18 protein-coding genes are annotated in these 22,397 nt (G+C 72.0%); 12 read left to right on the forward strand and 6 right to left on the reverse strand.

What is annotated here, in order from left to right; translation table 11 throughout:
- Nucleotides 1-104: 104 nt before the first annotated feature.
- Both ACYVD5_RS17340 and ACYVD5_RS17345 read right to left on the reverse strand, forming a co-directional pair.
- Nucleotides 105-1,103, reverse strand: coding sequence for a pectate lyase family protein (locus tag ACYVD5_RS17340; RefSeq protein WP_461002099.1), 999 nt, complete (start codon nucleotides 1,101-1,103; stop codon nucleotides 105-107).
- A gap of 401 nt (nucleotides 1,104-1,504) precedes the next feature.
- Nucleotides 1,505-2,101, reverse strand: coding sequence for a hypothetical protein (locus ACYVD5_RS17345; protein ID WP_461002100.1), 597 nt, complete (start codon nucleotides 2,099-2,101; stop codon nucleotides 1,505-1,507).
- Nucleotides 2,102-2,319: 218 nt separating this feature from the next.
- On the opposite strand from ACYVD5_RS17345, the gene ACYVD5_RS17350 reads away from it, so the two are divergent.
- Entirely contained in the window at nucleotides 2,320-4,731 is a 2,412-nt protein-coding gene (locus tag ACYVD5_RS17350) for a phosphoketolase family protein (protein WP_461002101.1), read from the forward strand.
- A 36-nt stretch (nucleotides 4,732-4,767) separates the two neighbouring features.
- Here the strand turns inward: ACYVD5_RS17350 and ACYVD5_RS17355 are convergent, their stop codons facing one another.
- Nucleotides 4,768-6,732 (reverse strand): acyl-CoA dehydrogenase family protein, encoded by a 1,965-nt coding sequence (locus tag ACYVD5_RS17355; RefSeq protein ID WP_461002102.1) that lies wholly within the window; start codon nucleotides 6,730-6,732, stop codon nucleotides 4,768-4,770.
- A gap of 278 nt (nucleotides 6,733-7,010) precedes the next feature.
- Here ACYVD5_RS17355 and ACYVD5_RS17360 point away from each other — a divergent pair, with 278 nt between their 5' ends.
- From ACYVD5_RS17360 to dapB, 6 genes are all read left to right on the forward strand, one after another.
- Entirely contained in the window at nucleotides 7,011-7,502 is a 492-nt protein-coding gene (locus tag ACYVD5_RS17360; protein ID WP_461002103.1) for a GNAT family N-acetyltransferase, read from the forward strand.
- Between the two features lie 182 nt (nucleotides 7,503-7,684).
- Nucleotides 7,685-8,893: an ergothioneine biosynthesis glutamate--cysteine ligase EgtA gene (egtA, locus tag ACYVD5_RS17365; protein WP_461002104.1), complete on the forward strand. Its 1,209-nt coding sequence runs from the start codon at nucleotides 7,685-7,687 to the stop codon at nucleotides 8,891-8,893.
- 133 nt (nucleotides 8,894-9,026) lie between these two features.
- Entirely contained in the window at nucleotides 9,027-10,397 is a 1,371-nt protein-coding gene (gene egtB, locus ACYVD5_RS17370; protein ID WP_461002105.1) for an ergothioneine biosynthesis protein EgtB, read from the forward strand.
- Nucleotides 10,397-11,152 carry an ergothioneine biosynthesis protein EgtC gene (gene egtC, locus ACYVD5_RS17375; protein ID WP_461002106.1) on the forward strand — a complete coding sequence of 252 codons (756 nt, stop codon included), beginning with the start codon at nucleotides 10,397-10,399 and terminating at the stop codon, nucleotides 11,150-11,152. The genes egtB and egtC overlap by 1 nt, the downstream gene beginning before the upstream one ends.
- Nucleotides 11,153-11,165: 13 nt before the next feature.
- Nucleotides 11,166-12,125: an L-histidine N(alpha)-methyltransferase gene (gene egtD, locus ACYVD5_RS17380; protein ID WP_461002107.1), complete on the forward strand. Its 960-nt coding sequence runs from the start codon at nucleotides 11,166-11,168 to the stop codon at nucleotides 12,123-12,125.
- Nucleotides 12,126-12,229: 104 nt separating this feature from the next.
- The gene (dapB, locus tag ACYVD5_RS17385) at nucleotides 12,230-12,979 is read left to right on the forward strand and encodes a 4-hydroxy-tetrahydrodipicolinate reductase (RefSeq protein WP_461002108.1); all 750 of its coding nucleotides are present in this window, start codon (nucleotides 12,230-12,232) and stop codon (nucleotides 12,977-12,979) included.
- Nucleotides 12,980-13,048: 69 nt separating this feature from the next.
- Here dapB and ACYVD5_RS17390 read toward each other — a convergent pair whose 3' ends face one another.
- The 3 genes from ACYVD5_RS17390 to ACYVD5_RS17400 all read right to left on the reverse strand — a co-directional run bounded on the left by ACYVD5_RS17390 (nucleotide 13,049) and on the right by ACYVD5_RS17400 (nucleotide 15,614).
- Nucleotides 13,049-13,801, reverse strand: a complete 753-nt coding sequence (locus ACYVD5_RS17390; RefSeq protein ID WP_461002109.1) for an MIP/aquaporin family protein — start codon at nucleotides 13,799-13,801, stop codon at nucleotides 13,049-13,051.
- Nucleotides 13,802-14,058: 257 nt separating this feature from the next.
- Complete coding sequence (locus ACYVD5_RS17395) at nucleotides 14,059-14,940, reverse strand: 1,4-dihydroxy-2-naphthoate polyprenyltransferase (protein ID WP_461002110.1); 882 nt, start codon at nucleotides 14,938-14,940, stop codon at nucleotides 14,059-14,061.
- A gap of 131 nt (nucleotides 14,941-15,071) precedes the next feature.
- Nucleotides 15,072-15,614 (reverse strand): GNAT family N-acetyltransferase, encoded by a 543-nt coding sequence (locus tag ACYVD5_RS17400; RefSeq protein ID WP_461002111.1) that lies wholly within the window; start codon nucleotides 15,612-15,614, stop codon nucleotides 15,072-15,074.
- A gap of 193 nt (nucleotides 15,615-15,807) precedes the next feature.
- Here ACYVD5_RS17400 and ACYVD5_RS17405 point away from each other — a divergent pair, with 193 nt between their 5' ends.
- The 5 genes from ACYVD5_RS17405 to ACYVD5_RS17425 all read left to right on the forward strand — a co-directional run.
- Complete coding sequence (locus tag ACYVD5_RS17405; RefSeq protein WP_461002112.1) at nucleotides 15,808-16,188, forward strand: phage holin family protein; 381 nt, start codon at nucleotides 15,808-15,810, stop codon at nucleotides 16,186-16,188.
- Between the two features lie 251 nt (nucleotides 16,189-16,439).
- The gene (gene dapA / locus ACYVD5_RS17410) at nucleotides 16,440-17,417 is read left to right on the forward strand and encodes a 4-hydroxy-tetrahydrodipicolinate synthase (RefSeq protein ID WP_461002113.1); all 978 of its coding nucleotides are present in this window, start codon (nucleotides 16,440-16,442) and stop codon (nucleotides 17,415-17,417) included.
- Entirely contained in the window at nucleotides 17,414-19,099 is a 1,686-nt protein-coding gene (locus ACYVD5_RS17415; protein ID WP_461002114.1) for a ribonuclease J, read from the forward strand. The genes dapA and ACYVD5_RS17415 overlap by 4 nt, the downstream gene beginning before the upstream one ends.
- Nucleotides 19,100-19,238: 139 nt before the next feature.
- Nucleotides 19,239-21,782 carry an FtsK/SpoIIIE family DNA translocase gene (locus tag ACYVD5_RS17420; RefSeq protein WP_461002115.1) on the forward strand — a complete coding sequence of 848 codons (2,544 nt, stop codon included), beginning with the start codon at nucleotides 19,239-19,241 and terminating at the stop codon, nucleotides 21,780-21,782.
- Nucleotides 21,783-22,012: 230 nt separating this feature from the next.
- The coding region (locus ACYVD5_RS17425; RefSeq protein WP_461002116.1) for a helix-turn-helix domain-containing protein at nucleotides 22,013-22,397 on the forward strand (385 nt) is incomplete at its 3' end.

Raw genomic sequence — 22,397 nt, forward strand, 5'->3', positions numbered from 1 at the left:
CGGCGCGGGGCCGTGCCCGCCCGGTCAGCGGACGGGCACGGCATCGAGGTAAGCGCTTACCAGAGGGCTGGTCGTCCGCGCCCCCGGTAAGGCGGGGGCGGGTGCTACAGGTTTCCGGCTCCGGCGCCGTCGGGGACGATCCCGGGGATGTCCCCGGCCGGGTCGAGGTCGTAGGAGTAGGGCACCTCGGCGACACTGCCGGCGGTCTCGGGATCGCCGGAGTTGTCGAACACGTTGTCGCGGGCCTCCAGGCGGCCGTCGTCGGAGGAGCCGTAGCCGACCTCGGTGGGAGTCTCGACGTTCTCGAAGTAGTTGCCCTCGACCAGGACGCCGGCGTCCATGGTGGAGGCCACTCCGTACTCGGCGTTGTCGCGGTAGTAGTTGTTGTACACGTGCACGGTTTCACCGAAGCGGACCCGGGGGTGGCGGGTGTCGCTGCCGTCGAAGAAGTTGTGGTGGTAGCTCACTCGCAGGTGGCCGATGTCCTCGGTGTGGCCGTCGGAGTGGCCCAGCAGCATCGACTTGTCGTGGTCGTGGACATGGTTCCAGGACACCGTGACGAAGTCGGACTCCCGCTTGATGTCGACGGCGCCGTCGCTTCCCCCGGTGAAGCTGTTGTGGTCGATCCAGACGTTGGTAGAGCCCTCCTGGACGTTGATCGCGTCGTCGCCCCAGTCGGAGAAGCCGATGTTCTGCACGATGACGTTGTGGGCTTCGTCGATGTCGATGCCGCCGCCGGTGATCTCGGCGTCCGAGCCGGCCCCGATGAGGGTTTTGTCGGAGGTGAGGTCGTTCATCCCGGAAAGCTCGATGCTGCCCTGGACCTCGATGACGCTCGGGCCTTCGGCGGCCATGGCCGCGGTGAGCTCGTCGGCACTGCTGACGGCGACCGGTGTGCGGTCGCCGCCGCCGGTGGTGCCCCCGTTCTGGGTGGCCCACCCTTCCGGCGAGCCGACCAGTTGGGCGGCGCCGGTTCCGGTGTCGGCCGCGGCCGACAGGGTGCCGGCGATCAGAGCGGCGCCTGCGCCCAGCGCGGCGAATCCGCCGGCGTAGCAGGTGAGGCGCGTGCGGCTGGAACGGCTGTGCTTCCTGGTGCTGTACATGCTTCGGGTCTCCTAGCGGGGAGAGGGGGATGCCCGATTCCTACCGGGCGGTACATGGCGGTTCCGGTGGAACCGTCCTCAGGTGACCCCGGGCACGGTGTCCCCAGGGGGCCGCCGGGCGCCGTGTACGGCCGGCGGGTCTGGGCCTCCGCTTCGGCTCTGCGGAGACCTGGGAAGCGCTTTCCAGTGCTTGGTAAAGTACGGGAACGTAACAGTGATGTCAACGGTGTGTCATTGGCCGATGACGGAGCGGTCCCTGTTGTTCCTGCGCAAGGCGGGACTGCGGCCCAGTGGGCGGCGCAGCGGGCAGGGCGGGCCGCCGCGGCCGCAGCAACCGAGGGGGCGGTGCGGCCGCGGGGAGGTATCGGACCGGGCCGGTCCAGCGGAACGGGCCGGCGAGGCTACATCGGCGGGCCTGTGGGCGCCGGAGCCGGAGCCGGGACGAGCACCCAGGCCACGATCGAGATCAGCGCGAACAGCACACCGATGAGCACGGCGGCCCCCGCCGCCCAGCGCGCCCAGGGGCGGGTGTGCACATTGGCCATGCCGCCGCTGACCAAGCCCAGCACGACAGCCACCAGTGCCACCACACCGTCGCCGATGATGGTCCGCGAGATGGCCGAAACCTGGTCCTGGGCGGTCACGCTGGAGAGCATCTGCACCAGCCGCGGCCCGACCAGCGCACCCCCGACCGCCAGCATCGCCGCGACGGCGAAGGTCTCGGCGCCCAGCAGGCCGCCCCCGCCGGGCGCGACCGCCGGTGTGGCGCCGCCGGCCGCCTCGGCGTCGAGGGGCTCCTCGTCCTCGGGCTCCGCGGCGATGAAGGGGTCGTAGGGATCCCCATCGTCATCGCGGGTCTGCTCGCCGGCGCCCTCTGCGGCCGGTTCGCGCAGGCCCGGTGCGGTCTCGGGCGGCTGTTCGCGCTCCGGTTCCGGGGCGTGGCCGTCGGGTTCCGGTCCGTTGCCGGACCGGTCGTCACTGCTCGATGAGGTGTTCATTGCGGCCAACCTACCGGCGGCTTCGGCCCGCAGCGGCCCGGCACGCCGTTGAGCCGGGCCGCCGTCCACGTGCCGGAGATGGCACTGCCGGGCCCATCGCCCACCCATTAGCCGCGTGCGGTTGGGGTAGCTGGCAGGCGGCGCGGTCGGGGCGGCGAGCCGTACCGCGCGACATCCGATTCCGCCGATCGGCGGACAGCGGCACCAGGGGGACGACCATGACGGACACCAAGCAACGGGCCGAGGTCGCCGCAGTGCGCACGCTCGGTGACACCGAACTGCGCCGGACCGACCTTTACTTCCGCGCGGCCAACTACCTTTCGGTCGGCCAGATCTACCTGCTGGACAATCCGCTGCTGCGCGAACCGCTGCAGGCCGAGCACGTCAAACCCCGGCTGCTGGGCCACTGGGGGACCACCCCGGGGTTGAACTTCGTCTACGCGCACCTGTCGCGCCAGGTGCAGCGGCGCGGCACCGAGATGATGTGGATCGTGGGGCCGGGGCACGGCGGCCCGGCGGCGGTGGCCACCTCCTGGCTCGACGGCACCTACACCGACATCTACCCGGAGGTCACCCAGGACGCCGCCGGCATGCGCAAACTGTTCCGGCAGTTCTCGTTCCCCGGCGGAGTGCCCAGCCACGTCGCCCCGGAGACCCCGGGTTCCATCCACGAGGGCGGCGAACTGGGCTATGCGCTGTCCCATGCCTATGGCGCGGCCTTCGACAACCCCGACCTGGTGGTGGCGGCGGTCGTGGGCGACGGCGAGGCCGAGACCGGCCCGCTCGCCGGAAGCTGGACGGCCCACGTCTTCACCGACCCGCGCCGCGACGGCACGGTGCTGCCCATCCTGCACCTGAACGGCTACAAGATCGCCGGGCCGACCGTACTGGCCCGCATACCAGAGGGCGACCTGGTCTCGATGCTGGAAGGGTTCGGCTACCGCCCGCACATCGTCGCCGGCGACGATCCCGCCGAAATGCACCAGCGCATGGCCGCCACCCTGGACCGCGTGCTCGGCGAGATCGCCGAGATCAAGGACGCCGCCCGCCGCGGTGCGGTCCGCCCGGCCGTGCACTGGCCGATGATCGTGCTGCGCACCCCCAAGGGCTGGACCGGCCCGGCCGAGGTCGACGGCGAACCGGTCGAGAACACCTGGCGCTCGCACCAGGTGCCGCTGGCCGCCGTGCGCTCCGATCCCGGCCATCTGCGCCGGCTGGAGGAATGGCTGCGCTCCTACCGGCCCGGCGAACTGTTCGACAGCGGCGGGGCCCCCGTCGCCGAGGCCACCGCGATCGTTCCCCGGGGGCAGGCGCGCATCGGCAACAGCCCGCACGCCAACGGAGGGCTGCTGCTGAAGGACCTGGCGATGCCCGACTTCCGCGACCACGCGGTCGAGGTCCCGGCGCCGGCGGTGGAGTCTTCCGAGGCCACCCGCGTGCTCGGCCCGTTCCTGCGCGACATCATGCGGGCCAACCCGCACAACTTCCGCATCGTGGGGCCCGACGAGACCGCATCCAACCGGCTGGGCGCCGTCTTCGAGGAGACCGGCCGCGCCTGGGACATGGCATCGCTGCCCACCGACCGCGACCTGGCGCCCGACGGCCGCGTCATGGAAGCGCTCAGCGAGCACCTGTGCCAAGGCTGGCTGGAGGGCTACCTGCTCACCGGCAGGCACGGCCTGTTCAACAGCTACGAGGCGTTCATCCACATCATCGACTCCATGTTCAACCAGCACGCCAAGTGGCTCAAGGTCAGCCGCGGGCTGGCCTGGCGCCGGCCCATCGCCTCGCTGAACTACCTGCTCAGCTCACACGTGTGGCGCCAGGACCACAACGGGTTCAGCCACCAGGACCCCGGATTCATCGACCACGTGGTCAACAAGAAACCCGAGATCATCCGGGTCTACCTGCCGCCGGACACCAACACCCTGCTGTCGACGGCCGACCACTGCCTGCGTATGCGCGACACGGTCAACGTCATCATCGCGGGCAAGCAGCCCTCGCTGAACTACCTGCCCATGGACGAGGCCATCGCGCACTGCACCCGCGGGCTGGGCATCTGGGAGTGGGCAAGTACCGACGCCGGAGTCGAGCCCGACGCGGTGCTGGCCTGCGCCGGCGACATCCCCACACTGGAGACCCTGGCGGCCGCCCAGCTGCTGCGCGAACACCTGCCCGACCTGCGGGTGCGCGTGGTCAACGTGGTGGACCTGATGCGGCTGCAGCCCGCCGGGGAGCATCCGCACGGGCTCACCCAGAAAGCCTTCGACGCGATCTTCACCACCGACAAACCCGTCATCTTCGCCTTCCACGGCTACCCGTGGCTGATCCACCGGCTCACCTACCGGCGCAACGGCCACCCCAACCTGCATGTGCGCGGCTTCAAGGAGGAAGGCACCACCACCACACCGTTCGACATGGTGATGCTCAACGACCTGGACCGCTTCCACCTGGTGATGGACGTCATCGACCACCTGCCGGGGCTGGGTGTCAGCGCCGCGCACCTGCGCCAGCGCATGGAGAACGAGCGGCTGCGCTGCCGGTCGCACACCCGCGAGTTCGGCGAGGACGCCCCCGACATCCGCAACTGGACCTGGTCGGCGGTCCCGCAGCCGGAACGGACCCTGTAGGCGCCGCCCCGGCGGGTCCGGTCACCGGCCATCCGGTCACCGGTCGGCGGCGCGCTGTTCGCGTTGGCGCTGCTGTTCGGCGCCCAGCGCGATGGGCGCCGCCAGCCACTCGTCGGGGAGCCCGAAGGCGTCCACGAGCGCTTCGGCGTGCGGGCGCAGCTGGGCGCACAACCGGTTGACCTGCTGGGTGACGGTCTTGGCGCGGGTGGCGGTGATCCGCTCGTGCTCCAGGAACCAGGCGCGGTCCTGCTCGACCGCCGAGAGCACGAACAGGTCGCACACCCGGTTCAGCAGCGCCCGGGTCCCGCTGTCGGCGCACCGGTCGATCGCGGCGACGAACGCCTCCAGGACCACCCGCTCCATGTGCGCCCGCCCGGCGGCCAGCACGTGGTCCTGGGCGTCGTTGAACACCTCGAAGGCGTCGGTGCCGGCCGCCCCGGCCCGGCGCAGCCGGCGCGCCAGCCCGTCCAGGATGTGTTTCTCGCGGTCCTCCAGCAGGCCCAGCTGCCAACCGCGGTCCAGCAGGTCGGAGGTGTCGCCGCGGCCCGGTGCGGCGCTGACCAGGCGTTCGATCACCGAGCGCGCCGCGGTGCGCTCGATGACCGCGCCGAAGAACTGCCCGGCGGCGAAACGCGCCATGCCCAGCGGATCCAGGTCGCCGAACTCCTGGCGGTAGTCGGTGAGCAAGCCCTTGGCCACCAGCTGCAGCAGCACCGAGTTGTCACCCTCGAACGTGGTGAATACGTCCGTATCGGCCTTGAGCTGGGGGAGCCGGTTCTCCTCCAGGTAGCCCGCCCCGCCGCAGGCCTCGCGGCAGGTCTGGATGGTGGCGGTGGCGTGCCAGGTCGCCAGGGCCTTGAGCCCGGCGGCGCGCGCCTCCAGCTCCCGCTGCCCGCGCTCGTCGCGGGCCGGCTCGCCGCTGTGGCGCTCGTGCAGGGCCGAGACCAGCTCCTCCTGGGCGAAGTGCAGCGCGTAGGTACGCGCCAGCGCAGGCAGCAGCCGGCGCTGGTGGCTGCGGTAGTCCAGCAGCGCGACCTCCTCGCCGGTGCCGGGGCGGTCGAACTGCCGGCGGACCTGCGCGTACTTGACGGCGATCGCCAGCGCGGCCTTGGTGGCGCTGCCCGCGCCGCCGGCGACGCTGATACGGCCGCGCACCAGGGTGCCCAACATGGTGAAGAACCGGCGGTTGTCGCTTTCGATCGGGCTGGAGTAGGTGCCATCGGCGGCTACATCGGCATAGCGGTTCAGCAGCGCCTCTCGGGGCACCCGTACCCGGTCGAACCACAGCCGCCCGTTGTCCACCCCGTTCAGCCCGGCCTTGGGTCCGCAGTCGCCGATGCGCACCCCGGGCATGGGGCTGCCGTCGGTGTCGCGGACGGGCACCAGCAGCGCATGCACGCCGTGGCCGGTGCCCCCGGTGATGAGCTGGGCGAAGACGACGGCCAGCCGGCCGTCGCGAGCCGCGTTGCCGATGTAGTCCTTGCGGGCGGCATCGTCGGGCGTGTTGACGACGAACTCGCCGGTGGCGGGATCGTACTCGGCGGTGGTGCGCAACCGCTGCACATCGGAGCCGTGCCCGGTCTCGGTCATCGCAAAGCAGCCGGGCAGCTCCGCCGACATCACCCGGGGCAGGTAGGCGGCGTGGTGGCGCTCGGTGCCCAGCGCCTGGATCGCGCCGCCGAACAGCCCCCACTGCACACCGACCTTGACCATCAGCGACAGGTCGCACACCAGCATCTCGAAGGCCACCACCGAACCGCCCACGTCGTCGGTGCCGCCGTGGTCGCCGGAGAACCCGTAAGTGGGGATCTCGGTGTCGGCGATCGCCTTGAGCTGGCCCAGCACGCGCTCGCGGTGCTCCTCGGCGCCCAGCCCGGCGACCGGGGCGAACCGCTCGCCGCGCAGGTACCCGCGCGCCAGCTCGCGGATACGGCCCCAGCGCCCGTCCAGCAGTGTGCGCAGCTCGGGCGGGTAGGTCGGGCGTTCGGCTGCCCTTGTCATCGCAAGTCCCCCTTGTGCGGCCCGGGAGAGCCCGGAGCGGGCCCGTGCACCGTCGTACCACCCGCACACCGCAGGTGTCGCGCGCTGCGCGGCGCCGGCACCGCCGATACCGATGCGGCCAACCGATATGAGCGTGATACGGCGATGTGTCGTATAACCCACATTCGCGGGGAAAGCTAGAAGCCGCGCGGCAAGCGGCGCTTCGTCGCACGCGGGGCCGCCGGCACGGCCGAGACCCCGCAGCGCAGGACCCCAGGCACCACGACGCGGGGAGGGCGATGGAAACGCACCAGCGGCCCGATGTCCGGGCGGCCGAACCCGGCCACATCGAGGCGATCGTCGAGCTCGCGGCGCAGCGGCGCCGCGAATACCGCGAACACGCCCCCGGGTTCCGGGACCCGGCGCCCGACGCGCGCGAACGCCACCGCGCCCGCGTCAGCAGGACCATCGCCGACCAGGGCGCACTGGCCCTGGTCGCCACCCGCGGACCGCACCTGAGCGGATACCTGCTGGCGGCGGTGGGCCCGGCCGACGACGTCCACGCCCCCGGCGGCCGGCTCGCCTACATCGACGACTTCTGGGTGAGCGAGCCCGGCGACTGGTGGGGTTCCGGCGCCGCACTGCTGGAGGAGGCCCGCCCCCGGCTGAGCGCGCTGGGCGCGGTGCGGATGGTCATCGGCGCCGGCGGCCACGACTCGCCCAAACGGGCGTTTCTGTGGCGGTCGGGACTTGCCCTGGCCTCGGAGAGCTACCAGGCACCCCTGCGCTGAACAAACAGCGGTGGCGCCGCCGCGCCCGAGCCCCCGGGCCGCGGCGGCGCGCCCGCCCCCCGTTCGGCCGCGCGTCGGCTGAAGTTCGCGCCCGCTTCCCGGCCGGAGGCGCCCGCCGATGTTGCAAGCCGCCCTCTTCGGGGCAGGGATAGGTCTACGTCCGCGACACGAGGAGTGCGGTCATGGCCTACCTGACCGAGAACGACGTACAGGACTACATCAACGGCATCTGCTTCAAAACCGGCCCGCCGGGCCGCGTCGGCGCCGAAACCGAGTGGCTCGTCCGCGACCCGGTGCGCCCGCGCGAACCCGTCCCACTTGCCCGCCTGTCCCCACTCGTAGCAGAAGCCGGGCCGCTGCCCGGCAACAGCACCGTCACCTTCGAACCCGGAGGGCAGCTTGAGCTCAGCTCGCCGCCGCTCCCCGGCCCCGGAGCCGCACACGCGGCACTGGCCGCCGACCTCACCCTGATCCGCGACCGGCTGCACGCCGCAGGCCTGGCCTTGGACGGAAACGGCCTCGACCCGCAGCGCCCACCGGTCCGCCAGCTCACTCTTCCGCGCTACGCCGCGATGGAGCGCTACTTCCACTCCGCCGGATCCCGCACCGGCCCGCTCATGATGTGCAGCACCGCCTCACTGCAGGTGTGCCTGGACATCGGCGCCGACGCCGACGACGCCGCCCGCCGCTGGCAACTGGCCGGCAGGCTGGGCCCGCTGTTCGTCGCCGCCTTCGCCAACTCACCCATCCACCAGGGGCGCAACACCGGGTGGCGGTCGACCCGCTGGGCCATCTGGGACGCGATCGACCCCACCCGCACCCGCCCGGTGGCATCCGGCGACCCCGTCGCGGCCTGGACCGGCTACGCGCTGCGGGCCAAGCTCATGACCATCCGCGACGGCGCGCCGCCCGGGGTGGTCGACCCCGGCATGGCCTTTGGCGACTGGATTGCCGGCGGCTACGCCAACCGGCGGCCCACCCGCGACGACCTCGTCCACCACCTGAGCACCCTGTTCCCACCGGTGCGGCCGCGCGGATGGCTGGAGTTCCGGATGATCGACGCCCCGCCCGCCCGCTGGTGGCCGGTACCCATCGCGGTCGCCGCCGCCCTGCTCGACGACCCGGCAGCTGCCGGGACCGCAACCGAGGCCGTCGACCGCCTCGGGCGCGGCGCCGATCCCGACCGCCCGCTGTGGGTGCGGGCGGCCCGGGCCGCACTGACCGACCCCGCCCTGGCCGAGTGCGCGCGCACCTGCTTTGCCGCCGCCGCGGCGGCGCTGGGGCGCATGGGCGCCGCCGAACTGGCCGGCGCCGTCGACGACTACCGCGAGCAGTTCGTTGAACGGGGCCGCTGTCCCGCCGACCTGCAGCGTCTGGACAAGGCGGCCTAGCAGAGCAGGGCTCGGCCGCTTAACCCGCTTCCCGTTTATCCGGTCCACCCGCCCCGCTCCACCGCATTGCGGCCGCGGCCGGCGGCGCCTGCCCGGGGCAGCGCTGCGCCCGCCAGCGGCGAAAGGAGACCCGATGTCCGAGAACACCACCGGCGACCGCCCGGCGGCCGAACGGCTGCGCCGGCGCATCGCCGCCGAACTCGACCATGGCCGGGCGCGCAGCGTCGGCCTGACCCTCGAAGCGCTCGACGAGGCCGAACTCGTCACCCAGCACTCGCCCCTGATGTCACCGCTGGTGTGGGACCTCGCCCACGTCGGCAACTACGAAGAGCAGTGGCTGCTGCGCACGGCCGCCGGAGGCGAGGCGCTGCGGCCCGACATCGACACGCTCTACGACGCGTTCGAGAACCCGCGAGCCGACCGCGTCAGCCTGCCGCTGCTGTCGCCCGGCGAGGCCCGCGACTACAACGCCCGGGTCCGCGACCGGGTGCTGGACTCCCTGGACCGCGCCGACTTCGGCGCCGGCACGCCGCTGCTGCAGGACGGGTTCGTCTACCACATGGTCATCCAGCACGAGCACCAGCACGACGAAACCATGCTGGCCACCCACCAGCTCCGCCGCGGCGGCCCGGTACTGGCCGAAACCGCGGAGGCACCGGCACCGCCGCCCTTCACCGGACCCGCCGAAGTACTGGTCGAGGGCGGGCCGTTCACCATGGGCACCACCGCCGACCCCTGGTCCTACGACAACGAACGCCCGGCCCACACCGTCGACCTGCCGCCCTACCGGATCGACACGCGCGCGGTGACCAACGCCGACTACCTCGCCTTCCTCGACGACGGCGGCTACGACAACCCCCGCTGGTGGAGCGGGCGCGGCTGGCAGTGGCGCACCCGCTCGGGCAAGCGCGCACCCGCGTTCTGGATCCGCGACGCGGGCGGGGGCTGGTTGCGGCGCCGCCTGGGCCGGGTGGAGCCGCTGCCGCCCGGCGAACCGGTCCAGCACGTGTGCTTCTTCGAGGCCGAGGCATATGCCCGCTGGGCCGGCAAGCGGCTGCCCACCGAGGCCGAATGGGAGAAGGCGGCGCGCCACGACCCCGCGACCGGCGCCTCCCTGCGCTTCCCGTGGGGCGAGCAGGAGCCCGAACCCGAACACGCCAACCTGGGCCAGCGGCTGCTGCGGCCTGCACCGGCCGGGGCGTACCCGGCGGGCGCGGCGCCCAGCGGCGCCCTGCAGCTGCTCGGCGACGTCTGGGAGTGGACATCCTCCGACTTCACCGCCTACCCGGGCTTTGCGGCGTTCCCCTACCGGGAGTACTCCGAGGTGTTCTTCGGCGGCGACTACAAGGTGCTGCGCGGCGGGTCGTGGGCCACCCACCCCACCGCCATGCGCGCCACCTTCCGCAACTGGGACCACCCCGTCCGCCGGCAGATCTTCAGCGGGTTCCGCTGCGCCCGCGACGCAGAGGAGACCGGGGCGACCGGGGCGGGGGAGATGCGCTGATGTGCCGCCACCTGGCCTACCTCGGCCCGCCGCGCACCCTGTACGAACTGCTCTACGCAGCACCGTTCTCGCTGCACACCCAGTCCTACGCACCGCGCGAGCAGCGGCACGGCACCGTCAACGCCGACGGTTTCGGAGCCGGCTGGTACGACCGGCCGCCGTCCGAGCCGCAGGCGCCGCCGCTGCGCTACCGCCGCGCGATGCCGATCTGGGCCGACTCCTCCTTTGCCGACGCCGCCCGCGCGGTGACCGCCACCTGCGCGGTCGCCGCGGTACGCGACGCCACCCCCGGGTTCGGCAGCGACGAGTCCTGCGCCCAGCCGTTCCGCGGCGACACCTGGCTGTTCTCGCACAACGGCGCCGCCTCCGACGACGAGTCCCTTGCCGAGCACCTGGGCACCCCCCTGCCGCAGGGCGCACTGGACGCCCGCACACCGGTCGATTCCGCGCCGCTGTTCGCCGCCGCGCTGCGGCAGTGGCGCTCGGGCGCCGGACTGGGCCAAGCCCTGGCCCGGGTGGCGGCCGAGGCCCGCGCGTGCTCACCGGGCCGCTACAACCTGCTCGCCGCCGACGGCCGCCGCCTGGCGGCCACCGCCGACGGCGACACCCTCTACGCCCGCCACGGCGACTCCGGCGCGTGGCTGGCCTCCGAACCGCTCGACGACGACCCCGCCTGGCAGCGGATCCCCGACGGCAGCCTGGTCACCGCCGACTCCGAAGGCCTGTACATCGGCCCCATCACCGCGGCCGTCTGAAAACGGAGAGCCCATGCGCATCGACCACCACCTGACCGCCGACGACCTCGCCAAGTCGCTGCGCAGCGACGTCCTGGCAGGGCTGGCGGCGAGCCCGAAAGAACTGCCGCCCAAATGGTTCTACGACGAACGCGGCAGCGGGCTGTTCGAGGAGATCACCCGGCTGGAGGAGTACTACCCCACCCGCGCCGAACGCGCGATCCTGCGCCGGCGCGCCCCCGGCATCGCCGCCGCAGCGGGCGCCGACACGCTCGTCGAGCTGGGGGCCGGTTCGGGCGAGAAGACCCGGCTGCTGCTGGACGCGCTGCGCGGGGCGGGCACGCTGCGCCGGTTCGTGCCGGTCGACGTCAGCGGCGATTTCCTGCGCGAGGCCGCCGAAGCCATCGGCGGCGCCTACCCCGGCCTGGAGATGCACGCAGTCGTCGCCGACTTCGAACGCCATCTGCACCTGCTGCCCGCCGGCGGGCGCCGGCTGGTCGCGGTGCTCGGCTCGACCCTGGGAAACCAGCCGCCCGCCGGCCGGGTGTCCTTCCTCACCGACCTGCACAGCGGGCTCACCGGGGGCGACACCCTGCTGCTGGGCCTGGACCTGGTCAAGGACCCGCAGCGCCTGGTCGCCGCCTACGACGACACGCGCGGGGTGACCGCCGAGTTCAACCGCAACGTGCTGCACGTGCTCAACCGCGAACTCGGCGCGGAGTTCGACCCGGCCGCGTTCGACCACCTGGCCGTGTGGGACCCCGGGGCGGAGTGGATCGAGATGCGGCTGCGTTCGCGGACCCGGCAGCGGGTGCCCATCGCGGCGCTGGACTTCACCGCCGAGTTCGCCGCCGGCGAGCAGATGCGCACCGAGATCTCCGCGAAGTTCCGCCGCGAAGGCATCGAAGCCGAACTGGATTCGGCCGGGTTCACCTTGGACGCCTACTGGACGGACCCCGGCGGCGACTTCGCGCTGCTGCTCGCCCGTCCCTGACTCCGCCGCACCGGTCGGCCGGTTTCTCCCGGCCGCCCCGGCGCGCACCCCCCGCAGCGGGCGTGCGCGCCGGGATCCGGGCCGGCGGCGCACTCCGGTACGGTATGGCCGTGATCAAGGTAGGAGTGTTGGGCGCCCGCGGGCGCATGGGGTCCGAAGTCGTCAAAGCCGTCGAAGGTGCCGACGACACCGAGCTCGTCGCCGGGGTCGGCGGCGAGGCCGACCGCGAGCGGGTGCGCGGCGCCGACGTGGTCGTCGACTTCACCCACCCGGACGCGGTGCTGGACAACCTCCGCTGGCTCGCCGAGCACGGCATCCACGCGGTCGTGGGCACCAGCGGTTTCGACGACGCCCGTGTCGCCCGGGTGCGCGAGCTGCTGGCGGCCAATCCGGGCCCGAACGTGCTGATCGCGCCGAACTTCGGCATCGCGGCCGTGCTGATGATGAACTTCGCGGCCAAGGCGGCGCCCTACTTCGAGTCCACCGAGATCATCGAGCTGCACCACCCCAACAAGGCCGACGCCCCCAGCGGCACCGCCGTGCGCACCGCCGAACTGGTCGCCGGTGCGCGGGCGCAGGCCGGGGCCGCGCCGATGCCCGATGCGACCACCGCCGAGGTTCCCGGCGCCCGCGGCGCCGACGTCGAGGGGGTGCCGGTGCACGCACTGCGCATGACCGGCATGATCGCCCACCAAGAGGTCGTGTTCGGCACCCACGGCGAGACCCTGCGCATCCGGCACGACTCCATGAACCGCGAGTCGTTCATGCCGGGTGTGCTGCTGGGTGTGCGCCGGGTCGCCGGCCTGCCGGAGCGGGTGACCGTGGGTCTGGAACCGCTGCTCGGGCTGGACTGACCCGGTGGACGGGCCGGCCGGTGGCCGCCGCGGCAGGGCAGCGGCGGCCGCCGGCCGGCCGGCGCGGCCTCAGACGTCGAATCCCAGCAGCACGAACACCTGTGCGGCGAGCACGCCGCCGACGATCGGCGCCACGATCGGGACCCAGGCGTAGGACCAGTCCGACCCGCCCTTGCCGGGGATCGGCAGCAGCGTGTGGGCGATGCGCGGCCCCAGGTCGCGGGCGGGGTTGATGGCGTATCCGGTGGGGCCGCCCAGCGACAGCCCGATGGCCAGCACCAAAAAGCCCACGAGCAGCGGCGCGACCCCGGTTCCGAACAGGTCGGCGAGGGTGCCGTCGCCCGCCGCGCCCAGCGGGTTCATGTTGGCGTTGATGCCCAGGATCCCGAAGACCAGCATGAACGTGCCGACGACCTCGGTGAGGAAGTTGGCGGGGATGCTGCGGATCGCGGGGATGGTGCTGAACACGCCCAGCTTGGTCTCGGCGTCGGGGGTCTCGGCCCAGTGCTTCAGGTAGGACAGGTAGACCAGCACCGCACCGAAGAGGCCGCCGAGGATCTGCGCGGCGATATAGCCGGGCACCTGGGCCCAGGGCAGTTCGCCGATCGAGGCCATGCCCATGGTGACGGCCGGGTTGATGTGGGCGCCGCTGTACTGGCCGACGACGTAGACGGCCATGGCCACGGCCATACCCCAGCCGAAGGTGATGACGATCCAGCCGCCCCCCGCGGCTTTGGAACGGGCGAGGGTGACACCTGCGACGACACCGCACCCGAGCAGTGTCAGGATCGCCGTTCCGACGAACTCGGCCAGATAAACCATGGGACCTCCGCCTTTATGCTGCCGCGGCCGGACGGGACGCGGGGAGGGCTGCGAGGCGGCCGGCTGGCCGACTCGCGGCCGTTGAGTGGACCGAACTCCCGGTCAGAGGGTGTGGAACACTGAAAGTGAGTGTGATCCAGCTCACCCTAAATGTCAATGATTGTCCCGAATCACTCCTGAGTAGCGTAAGTCCGGGCCGCCGGGCGATTCCCCATGTGACATGCGTTGGACAGCGCCGCGGCGCAGCCGCCGCACGCTCATCCCAGCGCGCCCAGGGCCAGCCCCGCGGCGAACAGGGCACCGAAGGCCATCTGCAGCCGACCGGTCTCGCCCAAGCCGGCGATCAGGTCGCGGCCGGACTCGCCGCCCAGCACCCGCCGCAACGGCGGCACCGCCGGCAGCACCGCAAGCAGCAGCACCGCCACCCACGGGCTCGCGGGCGCGGTCGCCAGCGCGCACACGAAGGCGGCGGCGATACAACCCGCGTACAGGCGGCGGGTGCCCGTCTCGCCCAGGCGCACCGCCAGCGTGTTCTTGCCCGTCTCGGTGTCGGTGCCGATATCGCGCAGATTGTTGATGACCAGCACCGAGCAGGAGAGCAGCCCGACCGGGACCGCAGCCACCCACCCCTGCCAGGGCACCGTCCCCATCTGCACGAACACCGTGCCCGCCACGGCCACCAGGCCGAAGAACACGAACACCGAAACCTCGCCCAGCGCCCGGTACCCGTAAGGCCGCCGGCCGCCGGTGTAGAACCAGGCCGCGACAATGGCGACCGCACCCACCAGCACCAGCCACCACGCACTCGCCACCGCCAGCACCAGGCCCAGCACCGCAGCGACCGCGAAACACACCCAGGCAGCCGAGAACACCCGCCGGGGCGCCGCCAACCGGGCCGCCGTCAGGCGGACCGGCCCGACCCGCTCCTCGGTGTCGGTGCCGCGCACGCCGTCGCTGTAGTCGTTGGCGTAGTTGACGCCCACCTGCAGCGCCAGCGCCACACCGGCCGCCAGCAGCGCCTTCCACCACACAGCGGCACCGGCGCCCAGCGCAACACCGGTACCGACCGCCACCGGGACGATCGAATTCGGCAATGTGCGGGGGCGCGCCCCCGCTACCCACTGGCTGACCGTGGCCACCCGTCGGCCCTCTCTCCTCGTGCCGGCCGCCCCGGGCAGTGCGCCCAGGGCCGGAAGTCCACGTTAGCGCCGCACAACCGCGGCGCTGAGCGGGGTCCGGCCGCAGCGCCCCGCGGACGCGCCGGCCGCCCCTACTCGCTGATGTCGGCGTGCAGCCGCACCATGGGCAGCGGCGCGCCCAGGTTCAGGTCCCGGGTCGCGCCGTCGGGGCGCCACCCCGCCTTCTCGGCAAAGGACCGCAGCGGATTGGGGCGCTCCAGTACCCACAGCAGCGCCGTCCGGAACCCGTCGTCGAGCAGGTGGTCCACCGCCGCGTTCAGCAACCGGCTGCCGTTGCCACCGCGCACCTGGTCAGGGTGCACATGCAGGGCGTAGATCTCGGCGTCGGTCGCCGGCCACCGGTCGGGATCACCCGCCGGACCCAGCGCTGCGAACCCGACCACCGCGCGCTGGTCGGTGGCCACCAGCAGCCGGTGCCGCGAGGTCGGGGGACTGGTCAGCGCGGTGAGCCACTGCTCGCGGAACCGCGCAGCCGCCTCCTCGCTGCCGATCTCCGCCAGCACCGGCTCGGGTAGCAGCGGACCGTACATCGACCGCCAGGCGGCCACCTGCACCTCCACCACGGTGTCGATGTCCGCCTCCCGGGCGGACCTGACAAAACGCTCTGCCGACACCGTTGCGCCCTCGATCCATCCTCGACTGCTGCGTCGCCCCCGCCCGCACGGGTCCGGGGCGTGTCCGGCATGGTTTCAGCAGCAAGGGGCGGCGGCAAAGCCCACCCCGCGCCGGCGCGGGCGCCGGGCGGATTTTCCGCCGACCACCGGCACCGCGTTCACCCCGCGGCACGAACATGGCAGCATCGTGGGCGTGAGCATCATCATCAGAATCCTCGTCAACGCCGTCGCCATCGCCGCCGCGGTCTTCCTGATCGACGGGCTCAATGTCGACTCGTCCTCGACCGGCGAACTGATCGTCACCTACCTGGCTCTCGGCATCATCTTCGGTGTGATCAACGCGGTCATCAAACCGCTGGTCAAAACGGTCGGATGCGCCTTCTACGTGGTGACCCTCGGCCTGATCGCGCTGGTCGTCAACGCCCTGCTCCTCCTACTCACCGCCTGGCTCGCGGGCGTGCTCGGCCTGCCCTTCACCATCGACGGCTTCTGGCCCGCCTTCTTCGGCGCGATCGTCATCGCGGTCGTGAGTTGGCTGCTGAGCGTCCTGCTGCCCGGCGACGACGACGATTGAGCCGCCGCCACCACGATCCGGTTCCGGGGCCGGTGCCGGGGCGGTATCCCGGCACCGCACCCGGTCCGGCGACCCCGCCGCGGGCCCCCGGATCCGCCCTGCGCCGGTGATCCCGCCGCACCGCAAGCCTCGGCCGCCCCGCAGCCGAAGAGGTACGCACATCGGTCGGATCATGGGTCGACGCCCGGAAAATCCACTTCGGTGGGGGTCGTGTGGGCGCAGGTGGGCCGGTGGCGCGGTACGTTTTCCCTATGTCAGGCAGCACTTCGCCGAGCGCGCCTTTCGGCCAGATGTTGACCGCGATGGTCACACCTATGCAGGAGAACGGGGACGTCGACTACGACGGCGCCGCCCGTCTCGCCACGTACCTGGTCGACGAGCAGCGCAATGACGGCCTCATCATCAGCGGTACCACTGGAGAGTCGCCGACCACCAGTGACGAGGAGAAGGACCGGTTGCTGCGCGCCGTGCTCGAAGCCGTCGGCGACCGGGCCGTTGTCGTAGCCGGTGTCGGTACCAACGACACCCGCCACAGCATCCGCCTCGCCGAAAGCGCCGAACGCGCCGGCGCCCACGGCGTGCTCCTGGTCACGCCCTACTACAACAAGCCCCCGCAAGAAGGGCTGATCCGCCACTTCACCTCGATCGTCGACGCCACCGAGCTGCCGGCGATGCTCTACGACATCCCCCAGCGCACCGGCACCCCGATCGCGTCGGAGACCCTGGTCCGCCTCGCCGAACACCCGCGTATCGTGGCCAACAAGGACGCAAAGGACGACCTGGGTGCGAGCTCCTGGGTGATGGAGCGCACCGGCCTGGCCTTCTACTGCGGCAGCGACATGCTCAACCTGCCGCTGCTGTCGGTGGGCGCCTCCGGATTCGTCAGCGTCGTCGGCCACATCGTCGGCGCCGACCTGCACGACATGCTCGACGCCTACGAGTCCGGCGACGTTGCCCGCGCCCTGGCCATCCACCGGCGGCTGACCCCGGTCTACACCGGGATCTTCCGCACCCAGGGCGTCATCACGACCAAGGCGGTACTGAACATGTTCGGCCTGCCCGGCGGGCCGGTACGCACGCCGCTGGCCGACGCTTCGCCGGAGCTGCAGGCGCTGCTGCGCGAGGACCTCGCCGCAGCAGGCGTTAAGGGACCAATCGGACTGGCCCCCCACCAGGCGGTGCCGGCCAGCGTGGTGGGGGTCGAACGGCTGACGGAAGGATCTGCATGAGTCATCCCCACCCGGAGCTCGGCGCGCCGCCCGCGCTGAGCTCCGACGCGCTGCGCGTCGTGGCCCTGGGCGGCCTCGGCGAAATCGGCCGCAACATGACGGTTTTCGAGTACCAAGGAAAACTGCTGATCGTCGACTGCGGTGTGCTCTTCCCCGAGGAGGAGCAGCCCGGGGTCGATCTGATCCTGCCCGACTTCGACTTCATCCGGGACCGGCTCGACGACGTTGAGGCCCTCGTGCTCACGCACGGTCACGAGGACCACATCGGGGCTGTGCCGTTCCTGCTGCGCGAACGCCCCGACATCCCGCTCGTGGGGTCGCGGCTGACCCTGGCGCTGCTGTCGGCCAAGCTCGGCGAGCACCGCATCAAACCCGAGACCGTCCAGGTCGGCGAGGACGAACGCCGGTCGTTCGGCCCGTTCGACCTCGAATTCCTCGCGGTCAACCACTCCATCCCCGACGCGCTGGCGGTGGCCATCCGCACCGGGGCGGGCACCGTCCTGCACACCGGCGACTTCAAGATGGACCAGTTGCCGCTCGACGGGCGGCTGACCGACCTGGCCGGTTTCGCGCGGGTCGGCAGCGAGGGCGTCGACCTGCTGCTGGCCGACTCCACCAACGCCGAGGTGCCCGGCTTCGTCACCAGCGAACGCGACATCTCGCCGGTCATCGACAAGGTTTTCGACGACGCCGACCAGCGCATCATCGTGGCCTGCTTTGCCTCGCACGTGCACCGCGTCCAGCAGGTGCTCGACTCCGCCAAGGCCCACGGGCGCAAGGTCGCCTTCGTCGGCCGCTCCATGGTCCGCAATATGAACATCGCGCGCGACCTCGGCTACCTGACCGTGCCCAACGACCTGCTGGTCGACGTCAAGCAGCTCGACGACCTCCGCCCCAGCGACGCCGTACTGGTCTCCACCGGCTCCCAGGGCGAGCCGATGTCGGCGCTGACCCGCATGGCCAACCGCGACCACCAGATCCGCATCGAGGAGGGCGACACCGTCCTGCTGGCCTCCTCGCTCATCCCCGGCAACGAGAACTCCGTCAACCGCGTCATCAACGGGCTGACCCGCTGGGGCGCGAAGGTGGTGCACAAGGGCAACGCGCTGGTGCACGTCTCGGGCCACGCACCTGCCGGCGAACTGCTCTACGTGCACAACATGGTGCGCCCGCGCAACTTCATGCCGGTGCACGGCGAATGGCGGCACATGCGCGCCCACGCCCGCGTGGCCGCGCTGGCGGGCCTGGCCGAGGACCGCATCTGCCTGGCCGAGGACGGCCTGGTCGTCGACCTGCACAAGGGACGGGCGCGCATCACCGGCAAGGTCCAGGCCGGCTACGTCTACGTCGACGGCGCCTCGGTGGGCGATGTCACCGAGTCCGCGCTCAAGGACCGGCGCATCCTCGGCGAAGAAGGCTTCATCTCCGTCATCGTCGCCGTCGATTCCACGTCCGGCAAGATCGTCGGCGAACCCGAGATCCACACCCGCGGTGCCGGGATCGACGTCGAAGCCTACGACGTGGTCATCCCCAAGCTCCAGGATTCCCTGGAGAAGGCGGCCGCCGACGGAATCACCGACCCCAGCCAGCTGCGCCAGCTCGTGCGCCGCGGCATCGGCCGCTGGGTCAACGAGACCTACCGGCGCCGGCCGATGATCGTCCCGGTGATCGTGGAGATCTGACCGCAACGGGGGCGGCCCCGGCCGCCCCCGTACCGCTCGGCCTGCTTGACCTGCTCGGCCCGCTCAGCCGCCGCGGGGCCGCGACACGCCGGAAACGGGTGGGGGACCCGTTGCCCCGTGCGGTTGTAAGCTGCGCACCATGGCCACCCGTGCGCCCAAGACCCCCCAAGGATCCGGCGGCGGAGCATCCCGGGGCGGCGGCACCGGAACCTCCGGCAAGAAGAAGGCCCCGGCGCGCCGCACCGCGGCCGGCTCCGCGCAGCGGTCCCGCGCCTCTGCGGCCAAACGCACCTCCACCGCAGGCGAAGGCCCCATCGCCCTGCTGTTCGTCTGGGCGGGACGCGGCCTGCTGCTGGTGTGGCGGCTGATGGCCCACACCGTCGGCGGCCTCGCGCGCGCCGCCGGGCGCAGCGCACGCGACCTCGACCCCGACCTCCGCCGCGACGGCCTGGGCCTGGTGCTGCTGGCACTGGGGCTGCTCATCGCCGCCGCTGTGTGGTGGGAGACCGACGGCCCGCTGCCCGAAGCCACCCGCACCGTCGTCGTGGGCGCCTTCGGCACCTTCTCCCCGGTGCTGCCGCTGCTGTTCCTGCCTTTTGCCTGGCGGCTGATGCGCACCCCCGGCACCGGCGAAACCGATGTCGGCCGCCTGGTCATCGGCTCCACCGCCCTGCTGGTGGGTCTGCTCGGGCTCATCCACATCGGCCACGGCATCCCCTGGCCCGCCGACGGCGCCGAAGACGTCCAGCGCGCCGGCGGCCTCATCGGATTCGCCGCCTCCGGGCCGCTCAGCCTGCTCATCACCCCCTGGGTCACCGGGGTGCTGCTCGGGTTCGTGCTGGTGTTCGGGCTGCTGGTGGTCACCGCCACCCCCGTCCACCGCATCCCCGAACGCATGCGCTCCCTCTTCGGCGGGCTCATGGAACGCGAATCCGGCGCCGACTCCGGGATGGACATCCTCGCCGCCCCCGCCGGCGGTACCAAACAGCCCGACAAGCCCAAGCGCAAACGCAAGCCGCGCGCAGCCGCCGACTCCGATCCGGCCGAGGACGGCGCCGCGGGCATCGCCGGCTCCACCGAACGCCCCTACGACACCCCGGTCGTGGCCGCCTCCGACAAGCCCGCACCCGCCCCGGCGCCGGCGCCCGACCACACGCCGCCGCCCGAGGCCGCCGAACAGCTGTCGATTCCGCCGCGCGTCGTCGACGGCGACTACGAGCTGCCGCCGCCGCCCATGCTCAAGCCCGGCACACCGCCCAAACCGCGCACCAAGGCCAACGACACCGTGGTCGAAGCGCTCAACGGCGTGATGGAGCAGTTCAACATCGACGCCGAGATCACCGGGTTCACCCGCGGGCCCACGGTCACCCGCTACGAGATCGAGCTCGGGCCGGCCGTGAAGGTCGAGAAGGTCACCGCGCTGACCAAGAACATCTCCCTGGCCGTCAAAAGCGCCGACGTGCGCATCCAGTCGCCGATCCCCGGCAAGTCGGCCATCGGCGTCGAGATCCCCAACGCCGACAAGGACGTCGTCAGCCTCGGCGACATCCTGCGGTCGGCCCCGGCCACCTCCGACGAACACCCGATGCTGGTCGGCCTGGGCAAGGACATCGAGGGCGCCACCGTGGTGGCCAACCTCGCCAAGATGCCGCACGTGCTGGTGGCCGGCGCCACCGGAGCCGGCAAGTCCACCTGCATCAACGGGCTGATCACCTCGGTCATGATGCGTGCCACCCCCGACGAGGTGCGGCTGATCCTGGTCGACCCCAAACGGGTCGAGCTGACCATGTACGAGGGCATCCCGCACCTGATCACGCCCATCATCACCAGCCCGAAGAAGGCCGCCGACGCCCTGCAGTGGGTCGTGGGCGAGATGGACCGCCGCTACGACGACCTCGCCGCCTCCGGGTTCCGCCACATCGACGACTTCAACGCGGCCGTGCGCGCCGGCGAGCTCACCGCACCGCCCGGCAGCGAACGCGTCTACGAGCCCTACCCCTACCTGGTGGTCATCGTCGACGAGCTCGCCGACCTGATGATGGTCGCCCCCCGCGACGTCGAGGACGCCATCGTGCGCATCACCCAGCTCGCCCGCGCCGCAGGCATCCACCTGGTGCTGGCCACCCAGCGGCCCAGCGTCGACGTCGTCACCGGGCTGATCAAGGCCAACGTGCCCTCCCGGCTGGCGTTCGCCACCTCCAGCCTCTCCGACAGCCGCGTCATCCTGGACCAGCCCGGCGCCGAGAAACTCGTGGGCAAGGGCGATGCGCTGTTCCTGCCGATGGGCGCCGGAAAACCCGTCCGGCTGCAGAACGCCTGGGTCACCGAGAAAGAGATCCGCGGCGTCGTCGAGCACTGCAAGAAGCAGGCCGAGCCCACCTACCGCGAGGACGTGGGCGCCGCCGAGGCCAAGAAGAAGGAGATCGACGAGGACATCGGCGAGGACCTGGACCTGCTGCTGCAGGCCATCGAACTGGTGGTCACCACCCAGTTCGGCTCCACCTCGATGCTCCAGCGCAAGCTGCGGGTGGGTTTCGCCAAGGCCGGGCGGCTGATGGACCTGATGGAGAGCCGCGACGTTGTCGGCCCCAGCGAAGGCTCCAAAGCGCGCGACGTCCTGGTCCAGCCCGACGGCCTGCCGGGCGTGCTGGCCGCGGTGCGCGGCGGAGAAAGCCCGAGCTGACCGTTCCGTCCGCAAGCCCCCGCTCTGCGGTGGTCCTGGCGCGTTGACCGACTTTTAACCGCTTCATGGGGTGTGTCTGAGTGCCTTTCCGAGCGCGGGCACGCACAGTGGTGAGAGACCTACTCTGCGGTTTCGGCGCAGTCGGGCCCGCGCCCGGCGCAGCCGAGTAACGCGCAGGCCCGGGCATCCGGGCCACCGCGACCGTACCCTCACCCTCGGAAGGGGCGGACATGACGACGATCGGCCGGACAATCGCCGCCGCCCGCGAAGGCGCCGGCTACACCCTTGCCGACCTCAGCGCCCGCACCTGTATCCGCCGCCCGGTGCTCTCCGCCATCGAGGCCGACGACTTCCGCGCCTGCGGCGGCGACTTCTACGCCCGCGGCCACATCCGCACGATCTGCCGCGAATTGGGCATCGACCCGGCGGAGCAGATCGAGCGGTTCGACCGCGAGCACGCCCACGAGCGCACGGTCCCCGCCTTCACCGGCAGGCCGGTCACCGGCGGCCCCGACCCGCACCCGCCCGAAGGCGGCGCCCCGGCAGCGGAGCCCGGCACCGGCGAGCCCGGCGGCACCGCCGGCACGGGTCCTGCCGACCGCGTGCCCCAGCAGC

This window comes from Streptomonospora sediminis (assembly GCF_054778995.1).

Bases quoted from the DNA above. Each gene is read 5' to 3' on its own strand.
- egtA (WP_461002104.1), top strand. From the start codon at position 7,685: ATGGCCTACCTGACCGAGAACGACGTACAGGACTACATCAACGGCATC.
- ACYVD5_RS17390 (WP_461002109.1), bottom strand. From the start codon at position 13,801: ATGGTTTATCTGGCCGAGTTCGTCGGAACGGCGATCCTGACACTGCTC.
- egtD (WP_461002107.1), top strand. From the start codon at position 11,166: ATGCGCATCGACCACCACCTGACCGCCGACGACCTCGCCAAGTCGCTG.
- egtC (WP_461002106.1), top strand. From the start codon at position 10,397: ATGTGCCGCCACCTGGCCTACCTCGGCCCGCCGCGCACCCTGTACGAA.
- ACYVD5_RS17420 (WP_461002115.1), top strand. From the start codon at position 19,239: ATGGCCACCCGTGCGCCCAAGACCCCCCAAGGATCCGGCGGCGGAGCA.
- ACYVD5_RS17345 (WP_461002100.1), bottom strand. From the start codon at position 2,101: ATGAACACCTCATCGAGCAGTGACGACCGGTCCGGCAACGGACCGGAA.
- ACYVD5_RS17360 (WP_461002103.1), top strand. From the start codon at position 7,011: ATGGAAACGCACCAGCGGCCCGATGTCCGGGCGGCCGAACCCGGCCAC.
- dapA (WP_461002113.1), top strand. From the start codon at position 16,440: ATGTCAGGCAGCACTTCGCCGAGCGCGCCTTTCGGCCAGATGTTGACC.
- ACYVD5_RS17340 (WP_461002099.1), bottom strand. From the start codon at position 1,103: ATGTACAGCACCAGGAAGCACAGCCGTTCCAGCCGCACGCGCCTCACC.
- ACYVD5_RS17415 (WP_461002114.1), top strand. From the start codon at position 17,414: ATGAGTCATCCCCACCCGGAGCTCGGCGCGCCGCCCGCGCTGAGCTCC.
- ACYVD5_RS17350 (WP_461002101.1), top strand. From the start codon at position 2,320: ATGACGGACACCAAGCAACGGGCCGAGGTCGCCGCAGTGCGCACGCTC.
- egtB (WP_461002105.1), top strand. From the start codon at position 9,027: ATGTCCGAGAACACCACCGGCGACCGCCCGGCGGCCGAACGGCTGCGC.
- dapB (WP_461002108.1), top strand. From the start codon at position 12,230: ATGGCCGTGATCAAGGTAGGAGTGTTGGGCGCCCGCGGGCGCATGGGG.
- ACYVD5_RS17355 (WP_461002102.1), bottom strand. From the start codon at position 6,732: ATGACAAGGGCAGCCGAACGCCCGACCTACCCGCCCGAGCTGCGCACA.